This window comes from Plantactinospora soyae, from assembly GCF_014874095.1.
GTDB lineage: Bacteria > Actinomycetota > Actinomycetes > Mycobacteriales > Micromonosporaceae > Plantactinospora > Plantactinospora soyae.
This window is the reverse complement of record NZ_JADBEB010000001.1, coordinates 3,092,838-3,106,119: the sequence shown is the minus strand read 5'-3', so window position 1 is coordinate 3,106,119 and position 13,282 is coordinate 3,092,838. Positions and strand designations below refer to the sequence as shown.

Here is a 13,282-nt window from a genome sequence, read left to right as displayed (position 1 = left end):
CGCCGGCCCGGCGGATGGCCGGGTCCGGCGACGCGCGGTCGGATGCGCCTGCCGCGTGCGCGTCGTCGTCAGACGAGCTGCGGTTGCAGCGCGCCCTCCAGGGTCAGCAGGTCCCGCTTGCGGTCCAGGCCACCGGCATAGCCGGTCAGCACGCCGCTCGCGCCGATGACCCGGTGACAGGGCCGCACGATCAGCAGCGGGTTGGCCCCGATCGCCGCGCCGACCGCCCGGATCCGGTCCCGGGGTACGCCGAGTCGCGCCGCCAGCTCGCCGTAGCTGACCGTGGTCCCGTACGGAATCGTGTCGAGCGCCGCCCACACGCGCTGCTGGAACGCGGTGCCCTGCGGGATGTGCGGGAGGTCGAACTCGTGACGCCCGCCGTCGAAGTACTCGGCCAGTTGCCGGGTGGCGTCGCGCAAGGCCGCCGGATCGGAACGCCAGTCGGGCCGCGCCGCCGGGTCGACGGCGTCCGCGAACGAGACCGTCGCCAGCGGCGCCTGGCCCCCTCCTTCGGTCGGCTCGCCGCCGACCAGCAACAGCGCGCCGAACGGGCTGCCCATCGTCGTGTACCCGATCATCGAACTCGACTCCTCCGGTTGGTGTCCCTGTTCGATTCAACAACCGCGCGACCTCGAATCCCGGCGGTTTTCGGACGTCACGTTGCCGGGGCGTGGGCCCAGACATGCTCGTGGGCGGCCGGGCACCCATCCCCGGGTACGGGGAGCGTGCGCCCTGCCGCCCACGACCGGCTCGACGTTGACGGATGTCGCTCAGTCGACGACCGGAGGTGCCGTCCTCGCCGCTTCGGCCAGCGCCGCCGCCGCGCTGGCGTACGGGTTGTAGGTGTACGTCCGGGACGGGTTGCCCGGGATCGTGAAGTACTCGGCGGAGAGCTTCGCCGGGTCGGTGGCGATCTCGCCGCGACCGGGCAGGTCGTCGGCGTCGTCCCAGCCCCAGGGGGCGTTCGCGGAGTTGGTCGAGCAGTCGTAGGTGCCCACGCCGCAGTCCCCGGTGTCGTCACCGGCGAAGGTGCCAAGGTTGGCGAAGAGGTTCACGTTCGCCCGCTGTGCCCACAGGCCACCGCTGCCGAGGATGTCGACGAGTTGGTAGCGCACGTCGCGGTCGTTGCCGTCGCTGGGCGTCTCCGCCACGGTCGACGGGTAGTACACGAGGCCGTCGCCGTTGATCGTGTACTGCGGGTACGCCTTCAGCCCGTGCCCCTGCGCCTCCTGCGCGGTCACCGGATGCAGGAACGAGTCGTGCGGCGACGCCTGGAGTTGCAGGGTGCCGTCGACGTTCTCCCGACCGCCCGACCAGGTGCTGCCGGCCGGCGTGTACGAGTAGAAGTTGCTGTGCGCCACGCTCACGGCGGAGCGCAGCACCCCGTACGTCGAGCCGTCCCGCTCGATCGCGAACAGCACGCCCTCGCCGTCGTTCTCGTGCTCGGTCTCGAAGAACGGATGGTCCGTCCAGTCCCGGGGGTGGAAGAACAGGTACGTGATGTACCAGTGGGTGCTGGTCTCCAGCACCGAGTAGTAGGCGTGCGCGGCGAACGAGGCGCCCGCCTGGCCGGCCCGGTCCCAGTTGTTGCGTCCGTTGAGGTCGCCGTCGAAGTCGACCTTCGTGATGTAGTCCGACCGCCCACCGAGCGCGTGACTCCCGGTGGCGTCGACGTCCTGGTAGTGGATGGGTGCCCAGCGCAGTGCCAGTTCCGCCCGGCTGACCGCCGCGTTCGCCGGTACGGGCGCCGCCAGCCCTACCGCCACCAGTGCCGCCGTCAGTGCTGCCGCCGCCAGGGATCTCCCGGCGTTCCTACTTCTGTCGAGCATGTGTGCTCCCACGTTCGGGGTATGGATAGACCGTGGGGAATCTATGTGATCCACGTCAGCCGGCGCGTGTCCACCGGGCGAAGCACACATTGATGGCGCCCGACGGATTGGCGGTCCACCGGCCTGTTCACTCAGCACCTTCGCGACACGGTCCTCGTACGTCGGCGACCAGAGCAAAGCCATCTTTGATCTTGCCGGGATGTTGGACGCCGAGGAATGACCATGAGGACGGGTTGCGGTTGTTACACTTACTTCGAATGCTGCGAATAGCATCACTGGAGGCTTCATGTCGGCTCTGACAGTCAATCCGGTTACCCCGGACCCGCAGTCAGTGGCGGTGGCGGCTGCCGCGCTCACCCGGGTGCAGGCATACCTGAGCAGCCACGAGGACAGCTCGGCAACCGTGCGGCTGGTCGACGACGGTGAGAGCGACCAGCTCGTCGTGCCGCGTGGGGCCGTCGAGCTACTCGCCCGCGTCCTCGCCCACATGGCAAACGGCCACGGCGTCTCGGTCGTGCCCGCCCATGCCGAGCTGACCACGCAACAGGCCGCCGACCTGCTCAACGTCTCCCGGCCGTACCTGATCGGACTGCTGGAGGCAGGCGAGATCGAGTACCGGAGGGTCGGCACACACCGACGGGTACTCGCCGGATCCCTGCTGGCCTACAAACACCAGGATGACGCGCGCCGCCGGGCCGCCGCCGACGAGCTGGCGGGGCTGGCACAGGACATGGATCTGAGCTGAGATGGCCTTCGTCGTCGTCTACGACGCCAGCGTCCTCTACCCGAACACTCTGCGTGATCTCCTCATCCGGATCGCGCAATCCGGCCTTGCGCAGGCGAAGTGGACCGAACAAATACTCGACGAGATGTTCGCGGCGCTTCAACGGCAACGACCGGACCTCGACCAGGCCAGGCTCGCACGGACCCGAACGCTGATGGGAACCGCCGTCCGCGACTGGAGGATCACCGGGTACGACCCGCTGATCGATTCGCTGAAGCTGCCCGACCCCGACGACAGACACGTACTCGCCGCCGCGATCCGGGCTCGTGCACAGGTCATCGTCACATCAAATCTGCGCCACTTTCCGATCGAGGAGCTGCGGGCCTGGGACATCGATCCCAAGTCGCCCGACGAGTTTGTACGTGACCAGATAAGCCTGGACCGACGCGTCGTGTACGCCGCCGTCCAACAGATCGCCGACTCGTGGCGAAACCCACCCGGTGGTGTCGAGGACGTACTCGACCGCCTAGAACGATCAGGGCTTGGGGTAAGCGTCGCGGAACTTCGGGCAGGGGGCTGACCCCCTGAGGGTCGGTCCCGCCGCACCCTGGACAGCCACACCGGCCCGGACCGATGTAGTTGCCCGGTGTTGCGGCAGCGTCCACGGACCCTGCTCCCTGCACGATGCGGAAGCGCGCTCAGACGACGCGGCGGGTGCCGCCCCCGGGTAGGGGACGGCACCCGCGTGCTGACCTGCACCGACTCAGGTGTGGCAGAGGATGCCGAGGTCGTCGACCCAGGTGCCCAGCTGCGTACCGTTGCTGTTTCCGATCAGCGAGACCCGGACCAGGACGTCCCTCGGGCCGTGGTTCCACTGCGTGGAGACGAAGGTGTACGGAGCACTTCCGCTCAGCACCACCGTCTTCAGCGCGACGTACGTGAAACTGTTCGGCTCGATGATCTCGAAGTTGATCTGTTGGGTGGCCAGGACCGGGTTGACCCAGATCCCGGCCGTGCAACTGGTGGTCGCCGGCAACTGCACCCGCCGGCCGACCGAGGAGAAGCCGGCGCTGCGCATGGAGATGAATCCGTCGCGTACTCCGGTGTGGGTCTGGAGCGAGCTGAGGCCACCGGTGCCGTTCCCGACGTGGCTGAAACTCCAGTTCGCCGCCTGGGTGCCCTCGAAGCCGTCCCGGACGGTGATGATCGCGGCGCTGGCCGGTGAGGCGGTTCCGGCGAGCAGGGCCGCGGTCAGTCCGAGCAGGACCGCCACCGCCCCCACCCGACGGGCCGGCCGACCGGTGCTCCGCTGCGCCGTCGCCGGGACCGGGCCGTTCGGCGACCGGACGGAGAGCTTTCGGAGCGGTGTCGAGAAGTGAATGGAACGCATTACTGATCACCTCGTGATCTGCCTGGTGGGACGCCTTGTCACGCCCCGCTGACCAATGTCTAGTCGCCGACTCGTTGTCCGGCTTCGGGGCCGCGACCCGGACAATCAACTCCGGACGAATCGACCTACGGATGGTGTGCGGTGCCGCGACCAGAGGGCGAGTTGGGGCCGGGAACTCCGGCGGTACTGGAATTCGCCGCCGGACTGCGGCTGCTGCGGGAGAAGGCCGGTCATCCGGGGTACCGGGAGCTGGCCCGCCGGGCCCACTTCTCCGCGACGACGCTGTCCGAGGCCGCCGGTGGCCGGCGACTGCCGACCCTCGCGGTCACCCTGGCGTACGTCGCCGCGTGCGGCGGGGACGCGACGGAGTGGGCGGAGCGGTGGCGGCGGATCGCCCGGGAGGAGTTGCCCGGCGACGGCACCCCCGGCGCCCTCGGCCGCAGCGACGACGCGCCGTACCAGGGGCTGCTGGCGTACGGGCCGGACCGGGCCGACTGGTTCTTCGGCCGGGAGGACGTGGTCGACGACCTGCGCCGGAGACTGTCCGACCGCCGGTTCGTGGCACTGTTCGGCGCCTCCGGCAGCGGCAAGTCCTCGGTACTGCGGGCCGGACTGGTGCCCTCGGTCACCGGCCGTCCGGAACAACCGCCGGTGCTGGTGCTGACCCCGGGGCCGGACCCGGTCGGCGAGTTGGCGGTGCACCTCGCCCGGCTGCTCCGGGTGCCGGCCGGGGCACTCCGGGCCGACCTCGGCACCGACCCGTCCCGGCTGCACCTCGCCGTACGCCAACTGCTCGCCGAGGCCGGCGGCACGGGAAGCGGGACCGGGTACGCCGCCGCCGAGGCCGACCTGTGGCTGGTGGTGGACCAGTTCGAGGAGATCTTCACGCTCTGTCGCGACCCGTCGGAGCGGGCCGGGTTCGTCACGGCGCTGCTGACCGCGACGGCCGCACCGGACAGCCGGCTTCGGGTGGTGCTCGGGGTCCGGGCCGACTTCTACGGCCGCTGCGTCGAGCTGCCGGAACTGGTGACGGCGTTGACCGACGCCCAGGTGCTGGTCGGCCCGATGACCGCCGCGCAGGTCCGGGACGCCGTGGTCCGGCCGGCCGAGCGGGCCGGGGCGATGGTCGAGGGCGTGCTGGTCTCCACCATCGTCGCGCAGGTCGCCGATCGGGCCGGGGCACTTCCGGTCGCCTCGCACGTGCTACTCGAAGCGTGGCGGCGGCGCCGGGGCAACGCGGTGACGCTGGCCGGCTACCAGGCGGCCGGCGGTGTGGACGGGGCGGTCGCGCAGACCGCCGAGCGGGTCTGGCAGGAGTTCGATCCCGACCGGCGGCGGGCGGCCCGGCACGTACTGCTCCGGATGGTGGAGATCGGCAGCGACGGGGACGGGCGGGGCGTCCATCACCGGGTGGACCGGGCCGAACTGCCGACCGCCCGCCGGGTGGACCGGACCGAACTGGACGAGACCGACGCGCTGACCACCGAGGTCCTGGAACGACTGGCCGAGGCCCGGTTGGTCACCCTCGACGACCGCTCGGTCCGGCTGGCCCACGAGGCACTGCTCGACGCGTGGCCCCGACTGCGTCGCTGGCTGGAGGAGGATCTCGACGGCGTACGGGTGCACCGGCAGCTCACCCAGGCCGCGGCGGTGTGGCGGTCACTCGGCCACGATCCCGGCGGACTGTACCGAGGGTTGGCGCTGTCCCGGGCCACGGCCTGGGCGGAGGCGCATCCGGCCGGGTTGACCGGTCCGGAACGGGAGTTCCTCGACGCCAGCCGGCACGCCGACGACCAGCGGGCGACCGTACGCCGGCACCGCCGACGGCTGCTCGGTGTCGCCCTGGCCGGGGTGGTCGCGGTGGTGACCGTACTGGCGTCGGTGGCGGTCGTCCAGGCCGGACAGGCCCGTGGCCAGCGTGACCTGGCGGTACGTCGCCAACTGGTGGCGGCCGCGCGGGCCCAGATGCCCCGCGATCCGCAGTTGGCGTTCCTGCTGGCCCGGCGGGCGTTCGAAGCGCGCCCCGACGCCGAGGCCGAGACGGTGCTCCGGCAGGCGACTCTCAACTGGCGCGGGGTGGCGACCCGACAGGTCTTCGACACCCGGCTGAAGAACGCCGCGTTGACCCCCGACGGCCGGTACGTCGTCGCCGCCCATCCGGAGGGCACCGTGTGGCGGTGGGACGCCAGCACCCCCGACCGGTCGCCGGTACGGCTGCCGGATCCGGGCCGCGACATGCATGCGCTGGCGATCAGCGGGGACGGCCGGTGGGTGGCCAGTGGTCACCACCATCCCGAGGTACGGCTCTGGGACGGCTCCGACCCGACCAGGGGTCCGATACTGCTGCCGGGACATCGCGGCCCGGTCCTGGACGTGCGGTTCAGTCCGGACGGTCGCCAACTGGCCACCGGGGACGGGGACGGGGCGATCCGGATCTGGACGCTTCCCGGGACACCTCGGGCCCGGGTCCTGCCGCACGGCGGGCGCGGTGGGACGTACTCGCTGGCCTGGTCGCCGGACGGGCGTCGGCTGGCCGCCGCCACCCTGGCCGCCCCGGCCCGGGTCTGGGACGTCACCGCCCCGGACCGCCCGCCGGTCGAGCTGCCCGAGTCCACCGGCAGCGCCGACGGGCTGCTGTTCAGTCCGGACAGCCGGCGGGTGGCCGGGGTGGACAACGTCGTCGCGGAGGGCAGCACGCTGCGGCTCTGGAACGTCGACGGGGACCCGCCGATGGTGCTCGGCCGGCTCCGGGGCGTACTTCCGGCGGTGTTCAGCCCGGACGGACGCCGGCTGGTCACGAAGAACAGCTACGGCGTGATCGCGTTCTGGGACACCAGCGGGACCGCCGAGCCGCTTCCACTGCGTGGACATGCCGGCGCGGTCTGCGCGATCACGCTGGCTCCGGACGGCCGCCTGGTCAGCGTCGGCGCCGACGGCACGGTCCGGTCCTGGGACGTCGGCGGCGGCTACCACCCGGCGATCACCCACCCGCACGACGGTCTCGTGCACGCGGCCCGGTTCAGCCCGGACGGACGGCACCTGGCCAGCGCCGGCATCTACGACGGTACGGTCCGGATCTGGCCGGTCCCGGCGACCGCTCCCGTCCCGCCGGCAGCCGCCTCCGTCCAGCAGAACAGCTCCGGCATCCCCGCTGAGAGCGACTCGGGCACGCCCGCCGAGAGCGGCTCGGGCACCCCCGTCGACCGGGACGGCGCCGGCGCCCCCGTCGTGCTCCCCGGGCACGCCGGGATGACGATGGACGTCGCCTTCACCCCGGACGGAACCCGGCTGGCCAGCCTCGACGCGGCCGGAACGGTACGGGTCTGGGACTGGCCCGGTGCCCGGCGGCTCGCCGCGTTCGAGGCCGGTCCGGCCAGCCGGATCACGTTCGCTCCGGACGGCCGACGGCTGCTGACCAGCGGCAGCGGCGGCATCCGGCTCTGGGAACAGCTCGACGGCGCCCGCCCGGCTCCGGTGGAACTGGCCTTGACCGGCTCCGGTGCGGCGTTCAGCCCCGACGGGACCCGACTGGCGACCGGCGCCGAGGACGGCACGGTAGAGGTCCGGGCCCTCGACGGTGGCACCGTCGCGACGCTGTCCGGTGGCACCGAGCCGGTGAGTTCGGTGTCGTTCAGCCCGGACGGCGAAGCCATCGCCGGACTCGGCCGGGACGGCACCATCCGGATCTGGCCGGCCGGCGGCGGGGCCCCGAGGGTCGTACTGGCCTCGGCCGGCCAGGGCACCGCCACCACCCGGCTCGCGTACACGCCCGACGGGCGGCACCTGGCGATCCTCGGTGGCGAGGAACTCACCGGGATCCAACTGTGGGCCGTCGACGGCGCCACCGAACCGGTCACCCTGCGTACGCTCGGCCCCGGGCCGCTGGGCTTCGGCTTCGCCCCGGACGGGGAGCGGATCGCCACCGTGCACTCCGACGGCTCGGTACGGATCTGGGCCTGTGACGTCTGCGGCCCGGTCGACCGGCTCCTCGCCGCCGCCGGAGCCCGAGCCACCCGCCCGTTCACCGCCGACGAGCGCCGTACCTTCCTGCTGGACTCGCTCCAGCGCTGACGGTGCTGGACTCACTGCCACATCGACGGTTCCGGACCCGCTCCGTCGCTGACAGTTCGCCGGCCGGTCACGATGTCGTGGCCTGCACGGCGGGGACCTGCGCGAACGTGAGCGCATGCGGATCGCGATCGTCACGGAGTCGTTCCCGCCGGACGTCAACGGAGTCGCCCATTCGGTCGTACGGGTGGCCGAACACCTGGTACGGCGGGGACACCAGCCGATGGTCATCGCCCCGCAGCCGTCGTCCGGAATCCGGGACAGTACCCCGGCGCTGCCGTACCCGGTGGTCCGGCTGCCCTCGGTGCCGATGCCCGGCTATCCGCAGCTCCGGATCGGCCTGCCCGGTCGGGAACTGGCGGCGGCGCTGCGCGCCCACGGCACCGACGTGGTGCACCTGGCCAGCCCGTTCGTGCTCGGTGCCCGGGGCGTGGCGGCGGCCCGGTCGATGGGCCTGCCGTCGGTCGCCGTCTACCAGACCGACATCGCGGCGTACGCCCGCGCGTACCGGGTCAGGATGACCGAGGCGACCGCCTGGCGCTGGCTGCGCTGGGTGCACAACTCGGCGGCCCGCACCCTGGCCCCGTCCACCGCCACCGCGACGGCGCTGCACGAACACGGCATCGAGCGGGTGTGGCTGTGGCAGCGCGGCGTCGACAGCGTCCGATTCCATCCCGAGCACCGCAGTGCGGCGCTGCGCCGGGCACTCGCCCCGGACGGCGAGGTCCTGGTCGGTTACGTGGGCCGGTTGGCGGTGGAGAAGCGGGTGGACCTGCTCGCCGGGGTGAGCGCGCTGCCCGGCGTACGGGTGGTGGTGGTCGGGGACGGGCCCGCCGCCGGAGCGCTGCGGCGCTGCCTACCGGGCGCGCTGTTCCTCGGTCCCCGGCACGGCCGGCAACTGGCCCGGATCTACGCCAGCCTCGACGTGTTCGCACACACCGGCCCCTACGAGACGTTCGGCCAGACCGTGCAGGAGGCGATGGCCAGCGGCCTGCCCGTGGTGGCACCCGCCGCCGGCGGCCCGCTGGACCTGGTCGAACCCGGCCGGACGGGTCACCTGGTTCCGCCTGACGACGCCACCGCGTTCACCGACGCGGTCGCCGGGCTCGCCGCCGATCCCGGACGCCGGGCGGCGTACGGCCGGGCGGGTCGGGCCGCCGTCGGAGGGCGGACCTGGACGGCGATCGGCGACGAGGTGATCGGGCACTACACGGCGGTGCTCGCCGACGCCCGGACGACCGGCCTTCCCCGCCCCGGCCGGCTGTTCCGGCCCCGGCAGGCCGCCGCGTGAGGCAGCGAAGCGAGGGTACGGCGTGAGAATCGTCCGACTGGCCAACTTCGTCACCGAGAGCTCCGGCGGGCTGCGTACCGCCCTGCGGGAACTCGGTACCGGCTACGCGGCGGCCGGGCACGACCCGGTGCTGGTGGTGCCCGGCCGGCGTGACGGTGACGAGGAGACCGGACAGGGCCGGGTCATCACGCTGGCCAGTCCGGCCGTCCCCGGGATGGGCGGCTACCGGGTGATCCTCGACCGGCCCCGGCTGGCCCGGCTGCTCCGGGAGCTGCGCCCGGACCGGCTGGAGATCTCCGACCGGACGACGCTGCGCTGGACCGGTGCCTGGGCCCGGCGGTACGGCGTCCGCACCGTGATGGTCTCGCACGAGAGTCTCGACGGGCTGCTCCGGCTGCTTCCCGGTGGCCACCGCCGGCTGGCCGACCGGCTCAACGCCAGGACCGCCGGCGCGCACGACCAACTCGTCTGCACCACCTCCTGGGCGGCCGCGGAGTTCCACCGGATCGGTGCCCGGAACGTGGTCCAGGTACCGCTCGGCGTCGACCTCGAACACTTCCGTCCGGACCGGTACGACCCGTTGCTGCGCGCGGAGCACGCCGGGAAGGACGAACTGCTCCTGCTGCACTGCGGTCGACTGTCGCCGGAGAAGCGCCCCGAGCGTTCCCTGGCCGCGCTGACCGAGCTGCGCGCCCGGGGCGTACCCGCCGTTCTGGTCGTGGTCGGCGACGGGCCGCGCCGGGCCGGGTTGGCCGCGGCGGCGGCACGTCGCGGCGACCCGGTCCGGTTCCTCCGGTACGTCGGCGACCGCGACCGGCTGGCGGGCCTGCTCGCCAGCGCGGACGTGGTGCTCGCGCCCGGCCCCGTGGAGACGTTCGGCCTGGCGGCGCTGGAGGCACTGGCCAGCGGTACGCCGGTAGTGGCGAGCGCGGAGAGTGCGCTTCCGGAGGTGGTCGGCACCGCCGGGCTGGCCGCGTCCGGCGAGGGTCCGGCGTACGCCGACGCCGTCCTGGAACTGGCGAGCCGCGCTGCCGAGCTGCGCCGGGCAGCCGCCCGACAGCAGGCCGAACGCTTTCCGTGGTCCGCGTCGGTGGCCGGCTTCCTCACCGCGCACGACCTGGGCGTGGACGTTCCGGCCGCTACCAGCGGCGGCCGGTGAGCCGTTCGTAGACCTCGACGTAGCGGGCCCGGGTCGCGTCGACGATCTCCGGCGGCATCTCCGGGGCCGGTCCCGACTTGTCCCAGCCGGTGCCGACCGCCCAGTCCCGGACGAACTGCTTGCTCAGCGACATCTGCTCGCGTCCGGGCTGGTACGAGTCGGCCGGCCAGAAGCGCGACGAGTCGGAGGTGAGCACCTCGTCGCCGAGCATCATCGTGCCGTCGGACGCCCAGCCCAGTTCCAGCTTGGTGTCGGCGACCAGGATTCCCCGATCGGCGGCCAGCTCGGCGCCGCGCCGGTAGACGTTCAGGGTGATCGCGCGGAGCTGCTCGGCGGTCTCGGCCCCGACCGTGGCGACCACGTCGGCGAAGGTGATCGCCTCGTCGTGCTCGCCCTGCGGCGCCTTCGTCGTCGGCGTGAAGATCGGCTCGGGCAGGATCGACGCCTCCGTCAGCCCGGGTGGCAGCGGTACGCCGCAGACGGAACCGGTCTTCTCGTACTCCTTGATGCCGGAACCGGTCAGGTAGCCGCGCGCGATGCACTCGACCGGGATCATCTCCAGCCGACGGACCCGGATCGCCCGCCCGGCGAACTCGGCCGGTACGTCGGTAGCCGAGATCACGTGGTGGGGCACCAGGTCGGCCAGCTGTTCGAACCACCACAGCGACAACGCGGTGAGCAGCTTGCCCTTGTCCGGGATCGGGGTCGGCAGCGCCACGTCGTAGACCGACACCCGGTCCGAGGCGACCAGGATCAGGTCGTCGCCGTCGGCGTACACGTCCCTGACCTTGCCTGAATGCAGCAGTTCCACGGGCCCAAGTACATCACGCCGCCGGGCCGGCTCCGGCTCGGCCCGTCCCGCTCCGGTCCGGTCTCCGGGCCCGGGGCGGGCGATCCCGGGACCGGTTCCGGGCAGCCGGTCGGGCGATCCCGGCCGGACGGACGTTGACACCCGGCGAGGCTGGCTGTGTAAATGATCCGGTTGCCCGTCACAGATGACCGGTGTCGTCAGGAGCTGTCGTGCCTCTTCCCCTCCCCCAATCGGCCCGCAGGACTCGGACAGGTCGGATCAACCGACGACTGGGTGCGGCCCTGCTCGTCCTGGTGACCGTGCTGAGCGGTTGTACCGCACAAACCGAGGCCCCAAAGGACAGTCGGATCGAACTCTCCGTCTTCTGGTGGGGTGGTGACCGCCGGGCGGAGCTGACCAAACAGGCGCTGGAGATCTACACCGAGCGGTACCCGGACGTGACCTTCAAGTTCACCTGGCAGGGCAACGCCGGGTACTTCGATCGGCTGTCGACCGAGGCCGCCGCCGGCAACGCGCCCGATCTGTTCCAGATCGACGACAACTACCTGACCGAGTACGCACAGCGCGAGATCCTGCTGGACCTGACCGACTACGTACGGGCCGACCTGCTCGACCTGCGCAAGTTGCCGAACGGTCTGGCCCAGTCCAGCCAGGTGACCGGCCGTACGGTCGCCGCGGCCGCCGCCGAGAACACTCCCGGCCTGATCTACAACAAGACCCTGCTCGCCCGGCTCGACATGCCCGAGCCACACATCGGAATGTCCTACGAGGACTTTCTTTCCTGGGCCGAGGAGGTCACCGAACGCAGCGACGGAAAGATCGCCGGCACGATGGATCCGTCGGCCGACTACAAGGCGCTGTGGTTGTGGCTGCGGTCCCAGGACAAGGAGCTCTACCGGGGCCGGCAGGTGGGCTTCACCGAGGGCGACCTGGTCCGGTGGTTCGACATGTGGCGGGGAGCCCGGGCGAGCAAGGCGGCGCCGAAGGCCGAGGTCATCAAGCCCGCCAACAGCGGCGACGTCACCAAACAGCTCGTCACCAGCGGCAAGGCCGCGACCTCGTTCGTCTGGTCGAACCAGCTCTCCGAGTTGCAGAAGCTGACCAAGGACAAGCTCGGTCTGGTCAGCTATCCCGGCGACCCGAAGGCACAGTGGGCCCGGGCGTCGCTCTACTGGGCCGGCTTCCGCGGCACCCGGCATCCCGAGACCGTGGTGCACGTCATCGACTTCCTGGTCAACGACGCCAGGGCCGGCAGCATCCTCGGCACCGAACGGGGCCTGAGCGCCAACCTGGACGTGCGGAAGGCGGTGGAGCAGTCGCTGACCGACGAGAGCATGAAGATGTCGGTCGCCTTCGAGACGGACATGACCGAGCGGTTCGGTGCGGCCCCGGTTCCGCCGCCGAAGGGTCACGCCACGATCAAGGCGCTGCTGATCCAGGCGGCGGAGAGCGTCCAGTTCGGCCAGGCGACCTCCAAGGAGGCGGCAGCGGCCTTCATCAGCCAGGCCAACGCGGCGTTGACGAGCTAGCGGCACCCACGCCGGGCCGGCGCCCCCACCCGGGGACGCCGGCCCGGCGCCGGTCGCTGGAGTTCCGTCAGTCCCGCTTGCCCCCCCTGCGGTTCCGCATGATGACGACCAGTGCGACCACGACCAGCCCGACCACGATCAGGCAGCAGATCAGCCCCCAGAGGCCGAAGCTGCCCCGGGTCCGGCGGCGGGCCGCCTCCACCACCATCTCGCCAGGCCCGGTCGAGGCCCAGGCCGCCGCCGGTACGAACACTGTCAACGCCGCCGTACCGAGCACTGCGCTCAGGCGGACCCACCAGTTCCTGAGAATCTCCATGGCCCCATCCTCGGTGCTGTAGGCAAGTCCTGCCGGTAACCCGGCCGGCTTTGGGACGAAACCCGGTTCGGCGGCCCGTTCGGGTGGAAACCGGTACCGGACCCGCGCGTCCGGCAAGCGGGGCGCCACGGCGTGCGGTCGATGCCCTGACCTGCCTGTGGGCCG

At 72.0% G+C, this 13,282-nt stretch carries 11 protein-coding genes; 6 read left to right on the top strand and 5 right to left on the bottom strand.

The window, feature by feature from the left end:
* Positions 1-68: 68 nt before the first annotated feature.
* Together H4W31_RS13885 and H4W31_RS13880 are read right to left on the bottom strand one after the other, a co-directional pair.
* Positions 69-578 (bottom strand): methylated-DNA--[protein]-cysteine S-methyltransferase, encoded by a 510-nt coding sequence (locus H4W31_RS13885; protein WP_192767045.1) that lies wholly within the window; start codon positions 576-578, stop codon positions 69-71.
* 192 nt (positions 579-770) lie between these two features.
* A complete protein-coding gene (locus H4W31_RS13880; RefSeq protein ID WP_192767044.1) occupies positions 771-1,829 on the bottom strand; it encodes a hypothetical protein in 1,059 nt (352 codons plus the stop codon).
* A 286-nt stretch (positions 1,830-2,115) separates the two neighbouring features.
* Between H4W31_RS13880 and H4W31_RS13875 the strand changes: the two genes are divergently transcribed.
* On the top strand, positions 2,116-2,574 hold the full coding sequence (locus H4W31_RS13875; RefSeq protein WP_192767043.1) for an excisionase family DNA-binding protein: 459 nt from the start codon (positions 2,116-2,118) through the stop codon (positions 2,572-2,574).
* Between the two features lies 1 nt (position 2,575).
* Positions 2,576-3,133 (top strand): PIN domain-containing protein, encoded by a 558-nt coding sequence (locus H4W31_RS13870; protein ID WP_192767042.1) that lies wholly within the window; start codon positions 2,576-2,578, stop codon positions 3,131-3,133.
* Positions 3,134-3,316: 183 nt separating this feature from the next.
* On the opposite strand, the gene H4W31_RS13865 is transcribed toward H4W31_RS13870, so the two are convergent.
* Positions 3,317-3,943, bottom strand: a complete 627-nt coding sequence (locus H4W31_RS13865; RefSeq protein ID WP_192767041.1) for a hypothetical protein — start codon at positions 3,941-3,943, stop codon at positions 3,317-3,319.
* Positions 3,944-4,084: 141 nt separating this feature from the next.
* On the opposite strand from H4W31_RS13865, the gene H4W31_RS44230 reads away from it, so the two are divergent.
* The 3 genes from H4W31_RS44230 (at position 4,085) to H4W31_RS13850 (ending at position 10,461) form a co-directional block, all read left to right on the top strand.
* Positions 4,085-8,014, top strand: a complete 3,930-nt coding sequence (locus H4W31_RS44230; RefSeq protein WP_192767040.1) for an nSTAND1 domain-containing NTPase — start codon at positions 4,085-4,087, stop codon at positions 8,012-8,014.
* A gap of 115 nt (positions 8,015-8,129) precedes the next feature.
* Positions 8,130-9,302 (top strand): glycosyltransferase family 4 protein, encoded by a 1,173-nt coding sequence (locus tag H4W31_RS13855; protein ID WP_192767039.1) that lies wholly within the window; start codon positions 8,130-8,132, stop codon positions 9,300-9,302.
* Positions 9,303-9,324: 22 nt separating this feature from the next.
* Positions 9,325-10,461, top strand: a complete 1,137-nt coding sequence (locus H4W31_RS13850) for a glycosyltransferase (RefSeq protein ID WP_192767038.1) — start codon at positions 9,325-9,327, stop codon at positions 10,459-10,461.
* Here H4W31_RS13850 and H4W31_RS13845 read toward each other — a convergent pair.
* Positions 10,442-11,272 (bottom strand): phosphoribosylaminoimidazolesuccinocarboxamide synthase, encoded by an 831-nt coding sequence (locus tag H4W31_RS13845; RefSeq protein ID WP_192767037.1) that lies wholly within the window; start codon positions 11,270-11,272, stop codon positions 10,442-10,444. The two genes, H4W31_RS13850 and H4W31_RS13845, sit on opposite strands and share 20 nt — an antisense overlap.
* A gap of 293 nt (positions 11,273-11,565) precedes the next feature.
* Between H4W31_RS13845 and H4W31_RS13840 the strand changes: the two genes are divergently transcribed.
* Positions 11,566-12,801 (top strand): ABC transporter substrate-binding protein, encoded by a 1,236-nt coding sequence (locus tag H4W31_RS13840; protein ID WP_318783182.1) that lies wholly within the window; start codon positions 11,566-11,568, stop codon positions 12,799-12,801.
* Positions 12,802-12,868: 67 nt separating this feature from the next.
* Here H4W31_RS13840 and H4W31_RS13835 read toward each other — a convergent pair whose 3' ends face one another.
* Positions 12,869-13,117 carry a hypothetical protein gene (locus H4W31_RS13835; RefSeq protein WP_192767035.1) on the bottom strand — a complete coding sequence of 83 codons (249 nt, stop codon included), beginning with the start codon at positions 13,115-13,117 and terminating at the stop codon, positions 12,869-12,871.
* Positions 13,118-13,282: the final 165 nt, after the last annotated feature.

What these genes read in the sequence shown, in the direction of transcription:
- H4W31_RS13865 (WP_192767041.1), bottom strand. Translation starts at nt 3,943, where the DNA reads ATGCGTTCCATTCACTTCTCGACACCGCTCCGAAAGCTCTCCGTCCGG.
- H4W31_RS13855 (WP_192767039.1), top strand. Translation starts at nt 8,130, where the DNA reads ATGCGGATCGCGATCGTCACGGAGTCGTTCCCGCCGGACGTCAACGGA.
- H4W31_RS13835 (WP_192767035.1), bottom strand. Translation starts at nt 13,117, where the DNA reads ATGGAGATTCTCAGGAACTGGTGGGTCCGCCTGAGCGCAGTGCTCGGT.
- H4W31_RS13880 (WP_192767044.1), bottom strand. Translation starts at nt 1,829, where the DNA reads ATGCTCGACAGAAGTAGGAACGCCGGGAGATCCCTGGCGGCGGCAGCA.
- H4W31_RS13885 (WP_192767045.1), bottom strand. Translation starts at nt 578, where the DNA reads ATGATCGGGTACACGACGATGGGCAGCCCGTTCGGCGCGCTGTTGCTG.
- H4W31_RS13875 (WP_192767043.1), top strand. Translation starts at nt 2,116, where the DNA reads ATGTCGGCTCTGACAGTCAATCCGGTTACCCCGGACCCGCAGTCAGTG.
- H4W31_RS13870 (WP_192767042.1), top strand. Translation starts at nt 2,576, where the DNA reads ATGGCCTTCGTCGTCGTCTACGACGCCAGCGTCCTCTACCCGAACACT.